The following is a 17970-nucleotide window of genomic DNA, read 5'->3' as shown; positions in this document are numbered from 1 at the left end:
AGAGATCTGCAATGGCATTGCTCAAAGTCGATTTTTATTCCAACTACCTTCAGCGCAACGTCATCCTGACCGCCGTCATACCCGTCGACAAGATGGACGGCCCCAAGCTCGCCAAACGCCGCCAGGGCCCGTACCGCACGGTCTATCTGCTGCACGGCCTGTTCGGTCGCGATTACGACTGGATCGACAAGACGCATGTCGTCGAGACCGCCGAGGCCCGCGACGTAGTCGTCATCATGCCGTCGGGCGAAGACGGTCTGTACCTGAACAAACCCGAGATCAACGAATGGCACGGCAAGTTCATCAGCGAGGAGCTCGTCGATGTGACCCGCCGCCTGTTCCCGCTGTCGCGCAAGCGCGAGGACACCGCACTCGCCGGCATCTCCATCGGCGCCTACACCGCCCTGATTAACGGCCTGCAGCGACCCGATCGCTTCGGCAGCATCATCGCCCTGTCCGGCGCCTTCATGCGCGACCGCATCATCGAGGCGGTCGAATCCCACTCGCCGCGCAAGCGCAGGTACTACGAGCGCTGGTTCGGCGACCTCGACACGGTCATCGGCAGCGAGAAGGACTACGTCGCCATGATCGACCGCTTCAAGAACGACCCCGACCTGCCCAAGCCCAAGTTCTACGGCGCATGCGGCGAGCACGACAACCTGTGCGAGAACAACCGCGAGGTCGTGGAGCTTCTGCAGGACGCCGACTTCGACGTCACGTACTGGGAGCCCGAGATCGGCAGCCACGAGTGGCCGTTCTGGAACGCGTGGATCGACTGCGCGCTCGACTGGTTCGCTCCCGGCGAGATGAAACCGTCGTCGGCCAACGTCGACTACTCCGGCATCACCAACCTGCGCCCGCCCGATGAGGGCAAGTTCGTGCTCAAGGACAACGACTAGCCCGAAGGAGCCGCCATGGCCGCACCCATACTCGTCATCGTCGCGCACCCCGATCTCGCGGGGGCAAGCCGCGTGCACAAGCGCTGGGTCGAAGAGCTCGCACGACACGCGGACGAATTCGAGGTGCGCGACCTGTACGCGCTCTACCCGGGCGGCACCCTGGACGAGGTTGCCGTCGCCACCGAGCGGGCCGCCCTGGAGGAACATGGCACCGTCGTGTTCCAGTTCCCCGTGTACTGGTACAGCGCGCCGGCCCTTCTGCGCACCTGGACCGATGAGGTCTACGGCTTCGGCTGGGCATATGGCGGCGAGACCGCGGCGCCGGGCGAGCCGGGACGCGCCTTGGCCGGCAAGCATTTCGCCGTCGCCATGTCCGCAGGCGACATCGAGGCCAACTACTGCGCCGAGGGCACCGTCGGCTTCACGCCCTCAGAGGTCATCGTCCCCTTCCGCGCCACCGCGAACTATGTGGGCGCCACGTGCGAGCCCGAGCCGTTTGCCCTGTTCGGCACCGAGAACGGTCTGACCGACGAGGAGCTTGAGAGGAGTGCCGCGGCCTACGTGTCGTGGTTGCGCGGGCTCCCGCGCGGGTAGGCAGGCCCGCGCCCCCACATGATCCCATCCAAAAAGAGCACCACCCAAAAGGGTGGTGCTCTTTTGCTTCGGTTCTTCCGCCCTACATGAACTGGGAGTTGTACAGCGCCGCGTAGGCGCCGTCCGCCGCCAGCAGTTCGGCGTGCGTCCCCTGCTCGATGATGGTTCCGTGCTCCATGACCAAGATGAGGTCCGCGTCCACGATGGTGGACAGGCGGTGCGCGATCACAAAGCTCGTGCGCCCGTGCATGAGCGCCTCCATGGCGTGAACGATCGCGTGCTCGGTGCGCGTGTCCACACTCGATGTCGCCTCGTCCAGGATGAGGATCTTCGGATCCGCCAGGATCGCGCGGGCGATGGTGAGCAGCTGCCGCTGCCCCTGGCTGATGTTCTCGGCGTCGTTGGCGACGCGCGTCTCGTAGCCGCGCGGCATCGTACGCACAAAGAAGTCCACGTGCGCCATGCGCGCCGCCGCCACGACCTCCTCATGGGTGGCGCCGGGCTTGCCGTAGGCGATGTTCTCCTCGATGGTCCCGTCGAACAGCCACGCGTCCTGCAGCACCATGCCGAAGTTCTGACGCAGCTCCTCGCGCGTCATGGCGTGCGTGTCGACGCCGTCGAGCGTGATGCGCCCGCCATCGACCTCGTAGAACCGCATGAGCAGGTTGATGAGGGTCGTCTTGCCCGCGCCCGTCGCGCCCACGATGGCGATCTTCTGGCCCGGCTTGACCGAGAACGACACGTCGCGCATGAGCGGGCGCTCGGGATCGTAGCCGAAGCGCACGTGCTCGAAGGCCACGCGGCCGCACACGGGCTGCTCGACGTGGGCCGCGAGCTCCGGCGTCGGGTCGGGCTCGACCTCCTGCTCATCCAGGATGTCGAACACGCGCTCCACGCTCGCCAGCGCGCTCTGCAGCGTGTTGACGGTCATGGACATCTGCGTGAGCGGCTCGGATGCCTGCATGATGTACTGGAAAAACGCCTGGAACGTGCCGAGCGTGAGCCTTCCTGCCACGAGCATGCTGCAGCCGAGCACCGCGATGACCACCTGCGACACGCGCCCCACGAAGCGGATGGCGGGCGCCGCCGCATTGGTGAGGAAGTCGGCCCGGCGGCTCGCGTCGGCGAGCTTCTGCGTCAGCGCGCGCATGTCGGCAGAGCTCGCACCCTCGCGGTTGAACGCGCGGATGATGACGCGGCCGCTGTAGGCCTCCTCGACCGCCGCGGTGAGATGCCCCACCCACTTCTGGCGCTCGGCGGCAAGAAGCAGCGTGCGGCGCGCCGCGAGGCGGGTCAGCACGATGGACAGCGCCGAGAACACCAGAAACACGCAGGCGAGCATCGGGCTGTAGACGAACATCATGGTCACGGCGCCGACCACGCTGCCGATCGCCATCAGCAGGCGCAACAGACCGGTCTGCAGGACCTCGGACATCTTGTCCAGGTCGTTGGTGGCGCGGCTCACGACCTCGCCGGGCTTGCGGCTGTCATAGAACGAGAGCGGCAGACGGTTCAGCTTGCGCGCGATACGGTTGCGCAGCATCAGGTTCAGGCGCTCGGCAAAGCCGGCCATGGTGAACGTCTGGATCGAGTAGACCACGAACGCGATGGTCCATACGCCCAGGTAGACGGCAATCTGCCGGCCACCGCGGTCCCAGGTCACCACGAAGTCGCGACCCTGGGCGAACGACGCCTGGATCTCGGTCCACAGCGTGTCGATGACATCGGCCGAAAACGCGGGCGCGGCGACGCTGAACACCGTGTAGAGCACGACGCACACGATCACGATCGCAAAGCGCCACTGCTGCCCGCGCGACTCGCTCCACAGGCGGCGGATGGTGCCCCAGGTGTCGCGCGGCGCCTGCGGCTCGTCGTCGGCGCCGTCGAGGGCGCGTTCCTCGAGCTCGACGTCGCGCTCCGTACGCTCGCGTTCGTCATCCCTATGCTTAGCGCTGGTCATCGCCCGCACCTCCCTTCATCTGAGAATCCGCGATCGCCCGGTACACCGCGCAATCGCGCATGAGCTCCTCATGGGTCCCAAGGCCCACGACAACGCCGTCTTTGAGTACGACGATCTGGTCGGCGTGCAGGATGGTCGAGATGCGCTGCGCGATGATAAGCACCGCCGCATCGCGCGTCTCGTCGACGAGCGCCCGGCGCAGCGCCGCGTCGGTCTTGAAGTCGAGCGCCGAGAAGCTGTCGTCGAAAATGTACAGGTCGGCGTGCTTCATGAGCGCACGCGCGATCGAAAGGCGCTGGCGCTGGCCTCCCGAGAAGTTCGTGCCGCCCTGCGCCACGCGCGCTTGGAGCCCGTCGGGCAGCTCGTCCACGAAGCCCGCCTGGGCGACCTCGAGCGCATGGCGCATCTCGTCCTCGGTGGCGCCCTCGTTGCCAAACCGCAGGTTGCTCGCCACGGTTCCCGAGAACAGCCACGCCTTTTGCGGTACGTACGCGATGCGGTCGCGCAAGGACTCCTGCGTCATGGCGCGCACGTCGGCATCGCAGAAGCTCACCGAGCCGTCCGTCACGTCATGGAAGCGCAGCAGCAGCTTGGCCACCGTCGACTTTCCCGAGCCGGTCGAACCGATGATCGCCGTGGTCTGCCCGCGGCGGCACGTGAAGTTAAGGTCGTGCAGCGTGTCCTCGTCGGCATCCGAGAACTTGAACGTCGCGTGGTCGAACGCCGCCACCGCCTCGTTTCCGCGCGCGTCCGCGGCAGCGCCCTTGGCGGCGCACGCGGCGTCCGCGCCGTCCCGGATCTCCGGCACGAGGTCGACGACCTCCGAGGCGCGATCCAGGCACGCCTTGGCGCGCGGCAGCGTAAGGGCCACCATCTGCGCCGCCATGATGTAGAACAGGATGAGCATGGCGTACTCGAGCACCGCCGAGATGCTCGCGATCTCCATCGCATGCGCGCCCACGCGGTTACCGCCCAGCCACAGCACGGCGACCTCGGCGATGTTCATCAGAAAGAAGCTCGCCGCGTCCACGCCCGCGAACATCATGTTCACCTTGATGGCCGAGCTCGCGTAGTCGGAGAACACCTCGTCTAGGCGGCGCTCCTCGTGGCGCTCCTTGGTGAAGGCGCGGATGACGCGCACACCGATGATGCTCTCGCGCAGCACCACGTTCATCCGATCGATCAGCTTCTGCAGGCGCATGAAGATCGGCGCCGCGTTCACGATGGTCACCACGGCAATGACCATGACGACAGCCGTCACGGCGGCGAGCAGCATGCCCATCTGCCAGTCGATCAGGCACGCCATGAAGATGCCGACGATGCACAAAAACGGCAACGGGAGCACCATCTGGATCGTGGCGATGATCGACTGCTGGACCACATTCATGTCGTTCAACGAGCGCGTGATCATGGAACCGGTGCCGAAGCGCTCGAAGTCGCTGTTCGAAAACGCAAGCGAGCGCTCGTAGATGGCGTCCCTGATATCGCGGGCGACGTTTGACGCCAGGCGCGCCGCAAGATACGTGCCGGTGATCGCGCCGCCGCTCGCCAGCATCGACGCGCCGAGCATGAGCGCACCGCCCTGCACGATGTGGTTGAAATCGCCAGTCGCGATGCCCGTGTTCACCATATTCGCCAGCATGGTGGGAACGAGCAGCGTGCCCGTGTTGTCGAGCAGCACGACCAGCAGCGTGATCGCCACGAGCTTCTTGTGCGGTCGTAAGAACCTGAGCAGCAGCCTCATGCATCCTCTCCCTTCCCGTTGCGCTCAGCGGCCGTGGCCCTGATACGGTTCATCTCTGCTACCAATGCGTTCGTGTAGGCGCGCGCATGATCGAGCAGCGCCCGGCGCTCCTGCGGCGTGAGCGAGCAGAACGCACGGCGCTCCGCCTGCTGGGCGGGCCGGATATACCGGTCCGCGAACGCCTCGCCCGCCTCGGTCAGCGAGACGGTCTTGTTGCGCCGGCTTCCCTCGACGAAGCCCAGCTCGATCAGGCCCTTCGCCTCCATGGCCTTAATCGCGGAGTTGATGGTCTGCTTGCTGTAGGCCCAGGAGTCGGACAGCACGCGCATCTCGACCGTGCCGCCCGCGCGCTCCACGTCGTACAGCATCCAGTACGCGCATGTCGACAGGCCGCAGTCCCGGGCGAACAGATAGTAGACGCGGTCCGCCTCCTTGTACATGCAATCGAGTTCGCGCGGGTCGTTCGGCTCCTCCGCGCATGGACGATCCTGTTCCACGTCATCCCTCCGTCCTCAAATCGGCAAGCCATACTAGTCCGATTTCGGATAAACGTCAACAGGAGAAGCTCTGGACATTTCTTGCAGACCCATCTGGACCAGCCGCCGGACAGCCATAAAAAACACCCGCTTGCGCGCAGGCGCAGGCGGGTGTTCGGGGAAAGGCTTCGAGGGGCTCTACTGTTCCCAGCCCTCTTGAATCGACTCGTGGAACGTCGCGGAATCGCACAGGTCGTGCAGGCTCTTGCCATCGTGCCACGGAAGCTCGGCGAGCTCGGAAAGCGTTGTGACCAGCTCAGAGCAATCGGTGAAGCGGCCCTTGTCGTTCAGCTGCGAGCAGTCCTGCACGCGCCAATAGCCGTCGGTGTGCGTGATGTAGTACTGTCCGTCGTCAACGTCCATAAACACGCGAGTCTTCGAACGCAGGTAGCCGAGGAGCTCCTCGAAGCTCAGGGATATCGTCTCGTCAGCTTTCAGTCCCATCATGGCCTCCTAGCTGTCGGGCGCCTCATGCGGCGCGATTTGCCTTACTGGTACCTAGTAAACCCGTAGTTGTCCATATCTATGCGATGAAATAGGTAGGCGGTGCATAACTTTGGAGCAGCGGCCGTTTTGGGCGCTTCGCCGGCACCCCGCGCAAGGCGAAACGGGACGACCCCCTGCCGCGATGGCGGCGGCACGCTCACGCAGGCGACCCCGGTCACCTGCCGGCCCGGACTCAGCCGGCAGATCGCATCCGGACACCCCGTCCACGCCGACCACTCGTTTCCCCTGGAGTCCAGCCCCAAACCCTGGCGCGCGGACCGCCAGAGTCACAAATGAACTCACAAAAGATAACTGAGGCTATGTTATTCTTAGCTAACTTGACTCACGAACACCGGAAGGGACTGCCATGGTCAACGGCCGCCTCGTTCGGCTCGGCAACCGTGCGATGCGCTATATGCTCGCGCAGGTTGCATTCCAATGGATCGCCCTCGTGGCGAACATCGCGCTCATCGGCGGCATCGCCTACCTCTTTCACCTCGTCATCGCGAAGAGCCTCGCCGCTCACCATATGGCCATCGGCGCATGCGCTGCGCTCGTATGTCTCACCATCCGATTCGCTGCCACGCGCGCCGCGGCCCATATGAGCCACCTGTCCGCACGCAGCGTGAAGGACACGTTGCGCCGCGCGCTGTTCGACAAGATGCTCGCGCTCGGTCCCGCATACGCGCAGCAGACGTCCACCTCCGAGGTCGTGCAGGTGGCGGGCGAGGGCGTCGAGCAGATTGAAACCTACTTCGGCCTCTACCTGCCGCAGTTGCTGTATGCGCTGCTTGCACCGCTTACGCTGTTCGCCGTTATCGCACCCATCTCGCTTCCGGTCGCCGTGGGCCTCATCGCCTGCGTCCCGCTCATCCCGCTCGCCATCGCGGCGGTCCAGACCATCGCCAAGCGCCTGCTCGCCTCGTACTGGGACCAGTATGCCGAGCTGGGCGACAGCTTTTTGGAAAATCTCCAGGGCCTCACCACCCTCAAGGTCTACGAGGCCGACGCGCACAAGGTCGAGCAGATGGATGCGGAGGCCGAGACGTTTCGCCGCGTGACCATGCGCGTGCTCACCATGCAGCTCAACTCGATCATCGTCATGGACCTCGTCGCATACGGCGGTGCAGCCCTCGGCATCGCGCTCGCCGTCTCGGCGCTCGCCGACGGACGCATCGGCCTGCCCGCCTGCCTTGCCATCATCATCCTGTCGAGCGAGTTCTTCATCCCCATGCGCACGCTCGGCAGCTACTTCCACACCGCCATGAACGGCTCGGCGGCAGCGGACCGCATCTTCGCGATCCTCGACGCGCCCGAACCGTCCCCGGGCGCGCGCGAGCTCCCCGAACGGCGCAACCGCATCGAGATCCAAGGGCTCAGCTTCGCCTACACGCCAGAGCGCGAGGTCCTCCACGACGTCGCGCTCGCCATCGAACCCGGCTCGCTGGTGGGCGTCGCCGGCACCTCGGGATCGGGTAAGTCAACGCTCGCCTCCATCATTTCCGGCAGGCTCACCGGCTATACGGGCACCGCAAGGATCGGCGGGGTCGACGTGCGCGATCTCGAGCGTGAGAGCCTGGCACGCCACGTGGTCGTGGTCCCCACCTCCGGCTACCTGTTTAGCGGCACCCTGCGCGAAAACCTCCTTATGGGCAACCCGCATGCCACCGACGAGCAGCTCGAGCGCGCACTCGCCCAGGCGCGCATCGACGCGTTCGTGCGCGAAAACGGCGGGCTCGACATGCCGATCACCGAGGGCGCGCGCAACCTCTCCGGCGGACAGCGCCAGCGGCTGTGCATTGCCCGCGCGCTGCTGACGAGCGCCGAGACCCTCATCTTCGACGAGGCGAGCTCCAATATCGACGCGGACTCCGAAGCGGCCATCGCCGAGGTCATACGCGGGATCGCAGGGGAGCGCACCGTCGTGGTGGTCAGCCATCGTCTGGCGAACCTCGTTCACGCCGACATGATCTATCTGCTCGACGGCGGGAGCGTGGCCGAACAGGGCACACACTCGGAGCTCGTGGCCACGCATGGCGCCTACGCCGCGTTCTGGCGCGCCCAGCATGAGCTGGAAAGGAGCGTCGCATGAGCCGTCTGACCGTTATGAGACGCCTGATCGGCCTGGTCGGCCCCCTTTGGGGCATCATGGCGCTTGCCGTCGGAGCGGGCGTTGCCGGGCACCTCGCCGCTATCGCCGTTCCCACCCTCGGCACGACCGCCGCCCTGTCCGCGGCGGGTTTGGACGGCCTTCCGAACGCAGCGCAGCTGCTCGGGGTCCTTGTCGTCTGCGCCGTCGCACGCGGCATCCTGCATTACCTGGAGCAGATGGCGAACCATTACATCGCCTTCAAGCTGCTCGCACGCATCCACCACCGCGTGTTCGCCGCGCTGCGCCGTCTGGCGCCCGCGAAGCTCTCGGGCCGCAACCGGGGCGACCTCATCTCCCTTATCACGGGCGACATCGAGCTGCTCGAGGTCTTCTACGCGCACACCATCTCGCCGATCGCCATCGCGCTGGGCGTGAGCTGCGCCGTCGTGGCGGTCGAGGCCGCCATCCATCCCCTGTTCGGCCTGCTCGCGGCCGTCGCCTTCGCCTTCGTGGGCATCGCGGTGCCCCTGGCGGCCAACCGAGCATCCGGGCAAGCCGGGCACGCGTTTCGCCACGAGCTGGGCGACCTTGACGCCTATCTGCTCGACACCCTGCGCGGCCTGGGCGAAGCCATGCAGTACCGCGTCGCCCGGGCGCGAGGCGAGGAGTTCTTCCGCCGCAGCAGCTCGCTTGCCGACCACGAGTCCCGCCTCAAGGATCGCGCCGGCGCCAACCAGGCGGTCATGGCCATCATCGTGTGGGCTTTCGACCTCGCCCTGGTCGGCGCGGGCGTATACCTGCACCAGATGGGCCAGATTACTCTCGACCAACTGATGATCGGCGTCGTGCTCCTCATGAGCTCATTCGGCCCGGTGCTGGCGCTCGCGAGCCTGGGCACCGGGCTCCAGCAGACCTTCGCCGCCGGCGAACGCGTGCTGGAGCTTCTGGACGAGCAGCCGGTCGTCGAGGCAATCGCACACGGCGCGGCGCCCTCCGACGCAAGCGCCGAGATCGACCGGGTGTCGTTCGCCTACGCTGGCGACCCGGTGCTCGCCGACGTCTCCCTTGCCGTCGAACCCGGCTCCATCGTGGGCATTTCCGGAAAAAGCGGCTCGGGCAAATCGACCCTGCTCTCCCTCATGATGCGTTTTTACGACGTCGATACGGGCGCCGTCAAAATCGGCGGCGTCGACGTGCGCGACGCCTCGACGCATGCGCTGCGCGAAACCGAGGCCCTTGTGGAGCAGCAGACCCATCTGTTCAACGAGAGCCTGGCCGACAACAACCGCATCGGACGGCTCGACGCGACCGACGAGGAGGTCATGGCGGCCGCGCGTGCCGCATGCATCCACGACACCATCGCCCAGCTGCCCGAGGGCTACGCCACACGCGCCGGCGAGCTGGGCGACCGACTGTCCGCAGGCGAGAGGCAGCGCATCGGTCTTGCCCGCGCGCTGCTACGGCGCGCACCGATCCTGCTGCTCGATGAGCCGACCTCCAATCTTGACAGCCTGAATGAGGCCGCCATCCTGCGCGTCCTTCGCGAGCAGCACGGCGAGCGCACCGTCGTTGTCGTCAGCCATCGAGAAAGCACCATGGCGATCACCGATAGCGTCGTGTCGCTCGAGCGCGGCCGTGTGAGCTGATACACGGGCACATCCCGACACCCCGTCTGACCCCAACCGTAAAGATTGGACTCCCATGATCAACAAGATTCTGTTCTGCCTCGCCTGGCTGGTCCTCGGCCTCGGCGCCATCGGCGTCGCGATTCCTCTGCTGCCCACCACGCCGCTCGTGCTGCTCGCCTCGGCGCTGTTCGCCAAAAGCAGTCCGCGCTTCGAGGCGTGGCTGCGCACCACGCGCCTCTACCGCAGCTACGTGGTCCCGTTTCGCGAGTCCGGCGGGATGACGGCACGCAAGAAGGTGTCGATGTTTGCCGTCACGTCCGCGACCTGCCTGATCAGCTTCGCGCTGGTGGACGCCCTGCCCGCCCGCCTCGTTCTCATCTGCGTGGTGTGCGGCATGGGCATCGCGCTTCTCACCAAGATCCGCACCATCTCGCCCGAGGAGGACGCGCTGCTGCGCGCCCAGTGGGACGAGACCGCGCAAGCATAGCACCCGACCGCATGAGGAGCCCGCATGCCCAAAGCACCTGATAGCCCCGCCGTCGCGCGCCGCCGCGAGCGAGAGAAGCGCGTCGTTTCGCAGATGATCGCCCTTTCCTGCCGTGCACACCACCAAGACGCCGCGCGCACCGAGACCGCATACTGCGGCGAGCCGGTCTGCCCCGCCTGCGCAAAGCTCGACGCCTTCGCCGCGCGCCGTACCGAGCTGTGCCCCCACATGGCAACCAAGACTTCGTGCAACCGGTGCGCCACGCACTGCTACCCGCCCGCCATGCGCGAGCAGATCCGCGCGGTGATGCGCTTCGCAGGCCCACGCATGCTGCTGCACCATCCCATCGCCGCGGTTCGCCACCTTTTGGGAACGTAGGGGCGACGGCGCGAGCGACCCCGATCACCCGCCTACCCGAACCCTACTCGTCCTTCCCGAACGCGCGCATGAGCAGGGTGACGATGCCGCAGATCATGCCGCCGACGGGCCAGGTGACCCAAAACCACGCAGCCGAGGTGCCCAGCGGCTCGAATTCGTCCGGATTCGCCGACGTGAGCACCGGTGCGAACAGCAGGCCCAGGCCGACGATGGTGGCCACGATCATGATGGCACCGCAGATCGCACCGATCTTGCGGTCGGCGCGCTTGGTGGCAAGCAACGCCTCGCGGCGCGCATCGTCGAGCTCAACGGCGACGATCTCCTCGACCTCGAGCTCTTCGCCCACGGACCGGTTGTACTCCGCCACGTCGATGCGGCCGAGCAGCATGCCGTAGTGCGTGATGTTCCAGACGCCCAGGGCGATAAAGAACATGAGGAAGAACAGCGCGATGTTCTCCGCCGTCTTCTCGAGCATGATGAGGCAGCCGATGCCCGCAAAGATGAAGGCGATACCCGCAATCAGACCGCCCGAGAACGCCTTCCGAGCAGCCAAACGGTCGTCTTCGGTATAGAAGTCCTCCACGTACGGGTGCGCGCGCTGGAATGCGGCGTGCTCCATACCGGCGGGAATAAGGAACGCGAGGCCTGCCAGGACGCCGGCGAGCACGATGATGACGAACAGCCCGTCGCGTGCCCCGACCGAAGCCAGCTCGACCGCGCCTTCGAAGAACAGCCCGATCGCGATGCCCAGAAGGATCGCCGCGATACCCGTAGGGACCTTCCAGGCCATCATGCGCTGATGCTCGTCGTAGCCGCACACGTCGGTCGGCGGACCGGCGGGCACGGTCACCTCGGGCTCGGGAGCGCGCGAAGTGAGGTCTCCTTGCACCAGATCGTCGAGCGTGCAGTCAAAGATCTGGCACATCTTGAGAAGCTTGTCCATCTCGGGATAGCTTTTCTCGGCTTCCCACTTGGTGACCGACTGGCGGGACACCCCGAGCAGCATGGCGAGCTGCTCTTGGGTCATGTTGCGCGAGGCGCGCAGGTGCTGGAGGTTGTCGCGAAAGCTCATGGCGGGGCCTTTCTGGTTGATGCCGTTATGTCTTGCCGGCACCTCTAGTATGCGGGCGCCATCGGCCCCATTCTACCAACCGGAGGGCTGCATTTTGGCCTCCAGCATGGCAACCATAAGGCGCCCTGCGGTTGCCATGCCCAGCTCAGAGGGCATGTTCGGGAATCTTCGGCCACCATGGAACACGATTGCGCCCGCGCGGCAGCGACGCGGCCCGCCTGTCATCCGCCCGAGGGAATCCCGGGCCGCGGGCGCTACCTGAGAGCCTCCTCGAGCATCCCCCTCACGGTGGCTATCTCCCGTTCGCATGCGGCATTCGACGTGCAGAGCCTGATGGCGGAGCCCAACGCGGACCCGCCCTCCTCATGTGCAACCGCACCCTTTGCGCTGACCCCACCCAATGCATCGTTTCGGATTGATCATCGTATATGTATTCGATTTGCTATACAATGTCATACAGAGGTGATCATATGTCGCAATCAGTTCTCAGTGTACGCATGGACAGCGATACCAAAGCCGCCTTTGCAGCATTTTGCGAAGAGGTTGGCATGAGCGTCTCCACCGCCATCAATCTGTTCGCTAGGCAAACCCTTCGTGAGCAGCGCATCCCGTTCGAAATCAGCACCGATCCCCTGCGCACCCGCGTGGCGGCGCAACCCGCACAGCGCGTTCTCTCGCGCGACGAGATAGCCGTCGCTGTCGCCCAAGCCGCCATGCGCGTGCCAGGCATTTCCGACGTTGTGCTTTTTGGCTCGTATGCGCGCGGGGAAGCGCGACCCGACAGCGACATCGACCTGCGCATTGCTTACGACGAAGGAGCGCTGACGCTATTCGACCTTTCCGAATTCCTCCAAGACGTACAAGAGGCCACAGGGAAATCTGTTGACATCGTTTCTCGACACGACCTGGGAAACGATGACTTTGCCCACGCAATCGAACGAGACGGGGTGACAATCTATGAGCGCACGTAACACGGATGACGGCCGTGTTGCTGAGCTTTGGCGCGTCCTAAACGAAACGGAGGAACGTGTCGCTGCACTCAAACTCACCAAAGAGCGCTTCGTATCAGATGAATCGCTACAAGGGCGCATCAATGTCGACGCGATCTTCATGTGCGTATTCCGCGCCACTGAGGAGGCTGGCAACATGTCTGACGAAACGAGGCGCGAGCACCCGACTATTCCATGGCGTGCCATTCACGGCATGCGTAATATCTTCGCCCACGACTATGGCAAGCTCGATCGCGCAGCCATCTGGAACACGGTGGTTGCCGACTTCCCTGTGCTCAAAAGCTTTTGCCTAGATTATGCCGCACTCCACGGCATAGAGCTTTCTGGAGACACTGACCGATCCGTGCCGCGCCCTCTCGATACCTCTCCCGACGTCTTGTGAGGAGGCGGTATCGTCACCCGGTGCCGTCGAGCCGTCCGCACCCGCTCCCGCCCCGCCGCCCCTCATCGAAAAGGCGCCCTTAATTCATGAAAAACCTCGTGGTCGAACAGCTCTTTCCTGGGGAAACGCCAAACCGAACCTTCACTTATTCATGAAAAAGTGCGGGGTTGACCGGAGACTCAGAGCACCGGCCGGGCTGAACTCGGTTCACACAAGGAAACGGGGGCGGCCCTGAGACCACCCCCGCGCAAAATAGGCTTTGTTGTCGTGCGGGACATGCGCCCCTGCGAGCTCTTCAGCTACCAGATGCCCAAAACGTGCTGCATGCCGAGCGACACGCACGCGATGGCAATCCAGCAGACAAGACCCATCAGAATCGGTTTCCCGCCCGTACGCACGAGCTTGACGATGTTCGTGTTGAAGCCAATCGCCGCCATCGCCATGATGATGAAGAACTTCGAGAGCTCCTTGATGGGCGCGGTCACCGTCGCAGGCAATGCGAACACCGTGGTGATAACGCTCGCCAGCACGAAGAAGACGATGAAGAACGGGAAGATCTTCTTGAGGTCGAACGTGCCCGCGGCCTGGCCGTCTCCCTCGCCTGCGGCAGCAGCGCGCTTGGCGCGGCGCACCTGCCAGAACGCGAGCGCCAGCGTGATGGGGATGATGGCCAGCGTACGGGTCAGCTTGACGATCGTCGCCGCGTCGAGTGTGTTGGCGCCGGGGTGCATGCCGTCCCATGCGGCAGCAGCCGCCGTCACAGACGAGGTGTCGTTGACCGCCGTTCCCGCGAACAGGCCGAAGCCCTCGTTGGAGAGGCCGAGCATCCCGCCGAGCGTGGGAAACACCAGCGCTGCGATGACGTTGAACAGGAAAATGACGCTGATGGCCTGGGCGATCTCCTCGTCATCGGCATCGATGACCGGCGCGGTGGCGGCGATGGCCGACCCTCCGCAGATAGACGAGCCTACGCCGACCAGCGTGGAGATCTTGCCGGGGATGTTCAGCGCACGGCAGAGCACGAAAGACACGATGAGCGACGTGGCGATCGTGGAGACGATGATCGGCAGCGACGTGGCGCCCACCTGCGCGATCTGTGCGAGGTTCAGGCCGAAACCGAGCAGGATGACCGCATACTGGAGCACCTTTTTCGACGTGAACTTGACGCCTTTCTGCAGCGGCTCTCCGGCACGCGCAGGCACCACGAGCGCCAGCACCATGCCGATCAGGATGGCGAACACCGGGCCGCCGATCACCTCGAACTGCTTACCGAGCAGCCACGCGGGCAGCGCGATCGCCAAGCAGAACAGCACGCCCTTCCACATCCCCTTAAGGTCTTTCACCAGCTCCATGCCACATCCTTTCATCTGCATCACTGCTTCGATGACATGCTACTCCCTGGAGTTATAATTATTTCTAGCTGGTTACTTATCTATCTATTTGATTTTCTGATGAGTTGAGAACCCGATGGAGCGAACCGGAGGCCTCGATGCTCGACTACCGCGCCTACACGTTTTTGGAAGTCTGCCGGCAGCGCAGCTACACACGCGCCGCCGAGGAACTGCATATCTCGCAGCCCGCCGTGTCCCAGCACATCCGCCAGCTCGAACAGCAATACGGCTGTGCGCTCTTTGTAAAAGCCGGGCGAGGCATCGAGCCGACGCCTGCCGGCGACGAGCTGTTCTGTGCGCTTGGCGCCATGGCCAACGACGAGGAGCGGCTGCAGCGCGAACTCAGCTCGCTCAACGAAAACGCCGCCGTGCGCGCACCCTTGCGCTTCGGGTGCACGCGCACCGTCGCAGACTACGTGGCGCCGCGCATCCTGGCAAAACATCTGGCCTGTCGCCCCGACGACCAGATACTCATGCAGGTGGAGAACACCGCGGAGCTGCTGAACCAGATCGAAGCCGGAGCTATCGACTTCGCGCTGGTGGAAGGCTCGTTCGATCGCGCGCGCTTTGATCATGTCGTCTTTTCATGCGAGCCCTATGTCGCAATCGCCCGGCACGCACTCGATGCCACGCGCCTTGAGGACCTGCTGGGGCAACGGATCATCCTGCGTGAGCCCGGATCGGGCACGCGCGAGATCCTCGAGCGGTATCTCGCCGTGCGCAACCTGTCCGTGCGCGACTTTGCCGGCATCATCGAGCTGGCGAGCATCCCCGCCATCAAGGCGTGCGTGCGAGCCGGAGCGGGTGTCTCGTTTTTGTACCGCGCCGCCGTGGAGAGCGAGCTTGCTCATCGCGAGCTTGCCGACGTCACGCCTGCCGACGTGTCTATCGAGCACCACTTCGAGCTCATCTGGCAGCGCGGCAGCCTGTTCGCGGATCGCTACCGCGCCTTGGCCCGCACCTGGCAGGCCTATGCTTCGACGACAGCTTGAGCACCACCCCGCCGCGTGACAGGTCCCCGGCGGCAGAAGGAGTATTGTTGTGGCAGCATTGTCACTGCCCTGGCATCCATCGAGATAGGAGAACCCCATGCGCGACTGCGTGAGCATCAGCGCCGTCGAGTCGGCGGCGAAGGCAAACAATCGTCCCGGACCGGACCACATGAACTGCGGAGAATCGGTCATCGCCGCGCTGTGGGATGTCTTTGAGCCGGACTTCCCGCGTTCCGTGGTCTCCATGGGCGCCGGCATGGGCAAAGGCGTCGGAGGCTCCGGCTGCATCTGCGGTGCGCTGGCCGGCGGTGTGGCGTTTCTGGGCCTCATGCTGGAAACCAAGGAGCGCACCAAACCGGTTGCCGCCGAGCTGCACGACGCGTTTTGCGCAGGAACCGGCAAGCATACGCCCTGCTGCCGCATCCTCACGCGCGGCCTGGAGTGGACGAGCCCGGAGCGCATCGCCCAATGCCAAGCGCACTGCGCCCTCGCGGCGGCCGAGACCGCCCGCATCCTCTGCCGCGAGCTTGGCGTCCGACTTGAAGCGTAGCGAACAGCACAAGCAGGCTTCCATAGGAGTCCGGACGCGTCCGGACGCGTCCGGACGCGTCCGGACTCCCCACATGCTATACTGCCAAATGCCTCCCATTTTGCCGAACGGAGCATTTCATGGCAGAGCTATCCGACTTCACGCATCTTCGCGAAAACGCCCGCCTCGAAGCCAAGCGAGCGCAAGGCGGGCTACCAAAAAGCATCTGGGAAACGTATTCCGCCTTCGCGAATTCCGATGGCGGCACCATACTGCTCGGAATCGATGAGGGGCCAGACGGATCACTGAATCCCATAGGAGTCGCTCATCCCGATCGTCTCGAGCGGGATTTCTGGAATACCGTCAACAACCCAACCCGCGTAAGCATCAACATCCTCACCTCATACGATGTCCGAATCGACTCGCTCGAGGGCCCCGAAGGGCCTGTCGACATTCTCGTCATTTCCGTTCCAAGAGCCCCACGAGAGCTCCGCCCCGTATTCGTTGGGGGAAACCCGCTGAGCGGAACCTATCGTCGAAACGGTGAGGGTGACTACCGCTGCAGCCCCGAAAGCTATCAAGCCATGGTTCGCGATGCAAGCCCGTCCCCTCTCGACACCCTCCCGCTCGATGAAATCACAACCGAATCGGTCAGTCCCGATACGCTCGCCTCGTATCGCAACATGTTGTCGTCCTTGCGCCCCAATCATCCTTGGAATGAACTGCCCGACGAGGGCTTCCTCATCAAGATTGGTGCCGCAGGATTGCCCGTAGGCTCCAGCGGGCCCCGACTCACACGCGCCGGCTTATTGATGTTCGGCTACGAGCACGAAATCGTTCGCGCATTTCCGTCGTTCTTTCTTGACTATAGGGAGGTATACGAAGAAGGCGCCGCGCGGTGGAGTGATCGCCTCGTAAGCAACAGCGGAGATTGGAGCGGAAACGTCTTCGAGTTTTGGCTCAAGGTTTCGAACCGCCTCACGGCGGACCTCAAAAAGCCATTCGGACTCGATAGCAACCAGCTTCGCATCGAGAGCACGCCCATGCACGACGCCCTGCGCGAGGGGCTCCTCAATACGCTCATTCACGCTGACTACCTGGGTCGAAGGCCAGTCGTTGTCCAGAAGTACCGTAACCGCGTGGAATTCTCCAACCCGGGCGACATGCGCGTGCCCGTCGAAGTCGCCCTGCAGGGAGGCATCTCCGACACGCGCAACCCGACGCTCATGAAGATGTTCAGCCTTCTGGCAGCATGCGAGCGCGCAGGCAGCGGCCTTGATGCCATACAGCGCGCCTGCCGCCAAGCGCAGGCGGAACCGCCGACCATGCGCGTCTCGTACGACCCTGACTGCACGAAGCTGGTCGTGCCGCTTGGGACCGCATCCGCCTTTGCCGATTCGGCCACAGCGAGCGGCCCCGCTACCCTTGCAACCCCTTCAGGAGAGCGTCAGCGGGTGCTGCGCTACATCGAAATGCACGGCCCATCCAAGCGTATCGAGATACAGGAGGCTCTCGGGGTCGGCAGCACGAAGGCGAAGCGTCTGCTGAGCGCGATGGTCGCCGAGGGCTTGATCCACACCGAGGGGGCAAGCAACCAAACGGTCTACCTCTTGGCGTGAAGTGCAGCAGGAAACCCGGCACGCCCGCGAACTGCGGTATCTTGCCGGTCTACCCAGACCGGAGGCGATGGAGATGCGTGCGACCCGGCGAAGCGCATGAGCAGACCCCGATGACACAGAGCGGACCGTTTGGCACGCAAACTGGTTTTATGAACCCCCTTTAGCGTGTCA

The 17970-nt window shown here is 64.5% G+C and carries 17 protein-coding genes; 11 read left to right on the top strand and 6 right to left on the bottom strand.

The window, feature by feature from the left end; translation table 11 throughout:
• The first annotated feature begins 11 nt into the window (after positions 1-11).
• The gene (locus B5F74_RS03400; protein ID WP_066829085.1) at positions 12-899 is read left to right on the top strand and encodes an alpha/beta hydrolase-fold protein; all 888 of its coding nucleotides are present in this window, start codon (positions 12-14) and stop codon (positions 897-899) included.
• 15 nt (positions 900-914) lie between these two features.
• Positions 915-1493 (top strand): NAD(P)H-dependent oxidoreductase, encoded by a 579-nt coding sequence (locus tag B5F74_RS03395; protein ID WP_087200033.1) that lies wholly within the window; start codon positions 915-917, stop codon positions 1491-1493.
• Between the two features lie 82 nt (positions 1494-1575).
• On the opposite strand, the gene B5F74_RS03390 is transcribed toward B5F74_RS03395, so the two are convergent.
• The 4 genes from B5F74_RS03390 to B5F74_RS03375 form a co-directional block, all read right to left on the bottom strand.
• Entirely contained in the window at positions 1576-3453 is a 1878-nt protein-coding gene (locus tag B5F74_RS03390) for an ABC transporter ATP-binding protein (RefSeq protein ID WP_087200031.1), read from the bottom strand.
• Positions 3440-5197, bottom strand: coding sequence for an ABC transporter ATP-binding protein (locus B5F74_RS03385; RefSeq protein WP_087200029.1), 1758 nt, complete (start codon positions 5195-5197; stop codon positions 3440-3442). Before B5F74_RS03385 ends, B5F74_RS03390 begins: the two co-directional genes overlap by 14 nt.
• Positions 5194-5694, bottom strand: coding sequence for a MarR family winged helix-turn-helix transcriptional regulator (locus B5F74_RS03380; protein WP_143753760.1), 501 nt, complete (start codon positions 5692-5694; stop codon positions 5194-5196). Before B5F74_RS03380 ends, B5F74_RS03385 begins: the two co-directional genes overlap by 4 nt.
• Positions 5695-5871: 177 nt before the next feature.
• Positions 5872-6177 (bottom strand): CDP-alcohol phosphatidyltransferase, encoded by a 306-nt coding sequence (locus B5F74_RS03375; RefSeq protein ID WP_087200027.1) that lies wholly within the window; start codon positions 6175-6177, stop codon positions 5872-5874.
• Positions 6178-6586: 409 nt separating this feature from the next.
• On the opposite strand from B5F74_RS03375, the gene B5F74_RS03370 reads away from it, so the two are divergent.
• Genes B5F74_RS03370 through B5F74_RS03355 form a run of 4 tightly spaced genes read left to right on the top strand, consistent with a single transcriptional unit; the run spans position 6587 to position 10804 of the window.
• A complete protein-coding gene (locus tag B5F74_RS03370) occupies positions 6587-8311 on the top strand; it encodes an ABC transporter ATP-binding protein/permease (protein WP_087200025.1) in 1725 nt (574 codons plus the stop codon).
• The gene (locus B5F74_RS03365) at positions 8308-9957 is read left to right on the top strand and encodes an ABC transporter ATP-binding protein (protein WP_239283335.1); all 1650 of its coding nucleotides are present in this window, start codon (positions 8308-8310) and stop codon (positions 9955-9957) included. The genes B5F74_RS03370 and B5F74_RS03365 overlap by 4 nt, the downstream gene beginning before the upstream one ends.
• A 55-nt stretch (positions 9958-10012) precedes the next feature.
• Positions 10013-10426 carry a YbaN family protein gene (locus B5F74_RS03360; RefSeq protein ID WP_066829099.1) on the top strand — a complete coding sequence of 138 codons (414 nt, stop codon included), beginning with the start codon at positions 10013-10015 and terminating at the stop codon, positions 10424-10426.
• A 24-nt stretch (positions 10427-10450) separates the two neighbouring features.
• Positions 10451-10804, top strand: a complete 354-nt coding sequence (locus tag B5F74_RS03355) for a nitrous oxide-stimulated promoter family protein (RefSeq protein ID WP_066829101.1) — start codon at positions 10451-10453, stop codon at positions 10802-10804.
• 43 nt (positions 10805-10847) lie between these two features.
• Here B5F74_RS03355 and B5F74_RS03350 read toward each other — a convergent pair whose 3' ends face one another.
• Positions 10848-11876: a helix-turn-helix transcriptional regulator gene (locus B5F74_RS03350; RefSeq protein ID WP_087200023.1), complete on the bottom strand. Its 1029-nt coding sequence runs from the start codon at positions 11874-11876 to the stop codon at positions 10848-10850.
• A 470-nt stretch (positions 11877-12346) separates the two neighbouring features.
• Between B5F74_RS03350 and B5F74_RS12505 the strand changes: the two genes are divergently transcribed.
• Together B5F74_RS12505 and B5F74_RS03335 are read left to right on the top strand one after the other, a co-directional pair.
• Positions 12347-12847, top strand: a complete 501-nt coding sequence (locus tag B5F74_RS12505) for a type II toxin-antitoxin system RelB/DinJ family antitoxin (protein ID WP_204212420.1) — start codon at positions 12347-12349, stop codon at positions 12845-12847.
• Positions 12834-13268, top strand: a complete 435-nt coding sequence (locus B5F74_RS03335) for a HepT-like ribonuclease domain-containing protein (RefSeq protein ID WP_066829107.1) — start codon at positions 12834-12836, stop codon at positions 13266-13268. The genes B5F74_RS12505 and B5F74_RS03335 overlap by 14 nt, the downstream gene beginning before the upstream one ends.
• 299 nt (positions 13269-13567) lie before the next feature.
• Here B5F74_RS03335 and B5F74_RS03330 read toward each other — a convergent pair whose 3' ends face one another.
• Positions 13568-14620, bottom strand: a complete 1053-nt coding sequence (locus B5F74_RS03330; protein WP_087200021.1) for a YeiH family protein — start codon at positions 14618-14620, stop codon at positions 13568-13570.
• Between the two features lie 137 nt (positions 14621-14757).
• On the opposite strand from B5F74_RS03330, the gene B5F74_RS03325 reads away from it, so the two are divergent.
• The 3 genes from B5F74_RS03325 to B5F74_RS03315 all read left to right on the top strand — a co-directional run bounded on the left by B5F74_RS03325 (position 14758) and on the right by B5F74_RS03315 (position 17799).
• Positions 14758-15651 carry a LysR family transcriptional regulator gene (locus tag B5F74_RS03325; protein ID WP_087200019.1) on the top strand — a complete coding sequence of 298 codons (894 nt, stop codon included), beginning with the start codon at positions 14758-14760 and terminating at the stop codon, positions 15649-15651.
• 97 nt (positions 15652-15748) lie between these two features.
• Positions 15749-16201: a C-GCAxxG-C-C family (seleno)protein gene (locus tag B5F74_RS03320; protein WP_087200017.1), complete on the top strand. Its 453-nt coding sequence runs from the start codon at positions 15749-15751 to the stop codon at positions 16199-16201.
• Between the two features lie 119 nt (positions 16202-16320).
• A complete protein-coding gene (locus B5F74_RS03315) occupies positions 16321-17799 on the top strand; it encodes an ATP-binding protein (RefSeq protein ID WP_087200015.1) in 1479 nt (492 codons plus the stop codon).
• Positions 17800-17970 lie beyond the last annotated feature (171 nt).

Origin of the sequence: Collinsella sp. An271 (assembly GCF_002159695.1) — a bacterium.
Lineage (GTDB): Bacteria > Actinomycetota > Coriobacteriia > Coriobacteriales > Coriobacteriaceae > Collinsella > Collinsella ihumii.
Note: the sequence above shows the minus strand (reverse complement) of the source record. Positions and strands in the feature narration are given on the sequence as shown.

Excerpts from the sequence above, each read along its gene's own strand:
- B5F74_RS03400 (WP_066829085.1), top strand. The coding sequence starts at position 12 with ATGGCATTGCTCAAAGTCGATTTTTATTCCAACTACCTTCAGCGCAAC.
- B5F74_RS03395 (WP_087200033.1), top strand. The coding sequence starts at position 915 with ATGGCCGCACCCATACTCGTCATCGTCGCGCACCCCGATCTCGCGGGG.
- B5F74_RS03390 (WP_087200031.1), bottom strand. The coding sequence starts at position 3,453 with ATGACCAGCGCTAAGCATAGGGATGACGAACGCGAGCGTACGGAGCGC.
- B5F74_RS03385 (WP_087200029.1), bottom strand. The coding sequence starts at position 5,197 with ATGAGGCTGCTGCTCAGGTTCTTACGACCGCACAAGAAGCTCGTGGCG.
- B5F74_RS03375 (WP_087200027.1), bottom strand. The coding sequence starts at position 6,177 with ATGGGACTGAAAGCTGACGAGACGATATCCCTGAGCTTCGAGGAGCTC.
- B5F74_RS03370 (WP_087200025.1), top strand. The coding sequence starts at position 6,587 with ATGGTCAACGGCCGCCTCGTTCGGCTCGGCAACCGTGCGATGCGCTAT.
- B5F74_RS03365 (WP_239283335.1), top strand. The coding sequence starts at position 8,308 with ATGAGCCGTCTGACCGTTATGAGACGCCTGATCGGCCTGGTCGGCCCC.
- B5F74_RS03360 (WP_066829099.1), top strand. The coding sequence starts at position 10,013 with ATGATCAACAAGATTCTGTTCTGCCTCGCCTGGCTGGTCCTCGGCCTC.
- B5F74_RS03355 (WP_066829101.1), top strand. The coding sequence starts at position 10,451 with ATGCCCAAAGCACCTGATAGCCCCGCCGTCGCGCGCCGCCGCGAGCGA.
- B5F74_RS03350 (WP_087200023.1), bottom strand. The coding sequence starts at position 11,876 with ATGAGCTTTCGCGACAACCTCCAGCACCTGCGCGCCTCGCGCAACATG.
- B5F74_RS12505 (WP_204212420.1), top strand. The coding sequence starts at position 12,347 with ATGTCGCAATCAGTTCTCAGTGTACGCATGGACAGCGATACCAAAGCC.
- B5F74_RS03335 (WP_066829107.1), top strand. The coding sequence starts at position 12,834 with ATGAGCGCACGTAACACGGATGACGGCCGTGTTGCTGAGCTTTGGCGC.
- B5F74_RS03330 (WP_087200021.1), bottom strand. The coding sequence starts at position 14,620 with ATGGAGCTGGTGAAAGACCTTAAGGGGATGTGGAAGGGCGTGCTGTTC.
- B5F74_RS03325 (WP_087200019.1), top strand. The coding sequence starts at position 14,758 with ATGCTCGACTACCGCGCCTACACGTTTTTGGAAGTCTGCCGGCAGCGC.
- B5F74_RS03320 (WP_087200017.1), top strand. The coding sequence starts at position 15,749 with ATGCGCGACTGCGTGAGCATCAGCGCCGTCGAGTCGGCGGCGAAGGCA.
- B5F74_RS03315 (WP_087200015.1), top strand. The coding sequence starts at position 16,321 with ATGGCAGAGCTATCCGACTTCACGCATCTTCGCGAAAACGCCCGCCTC.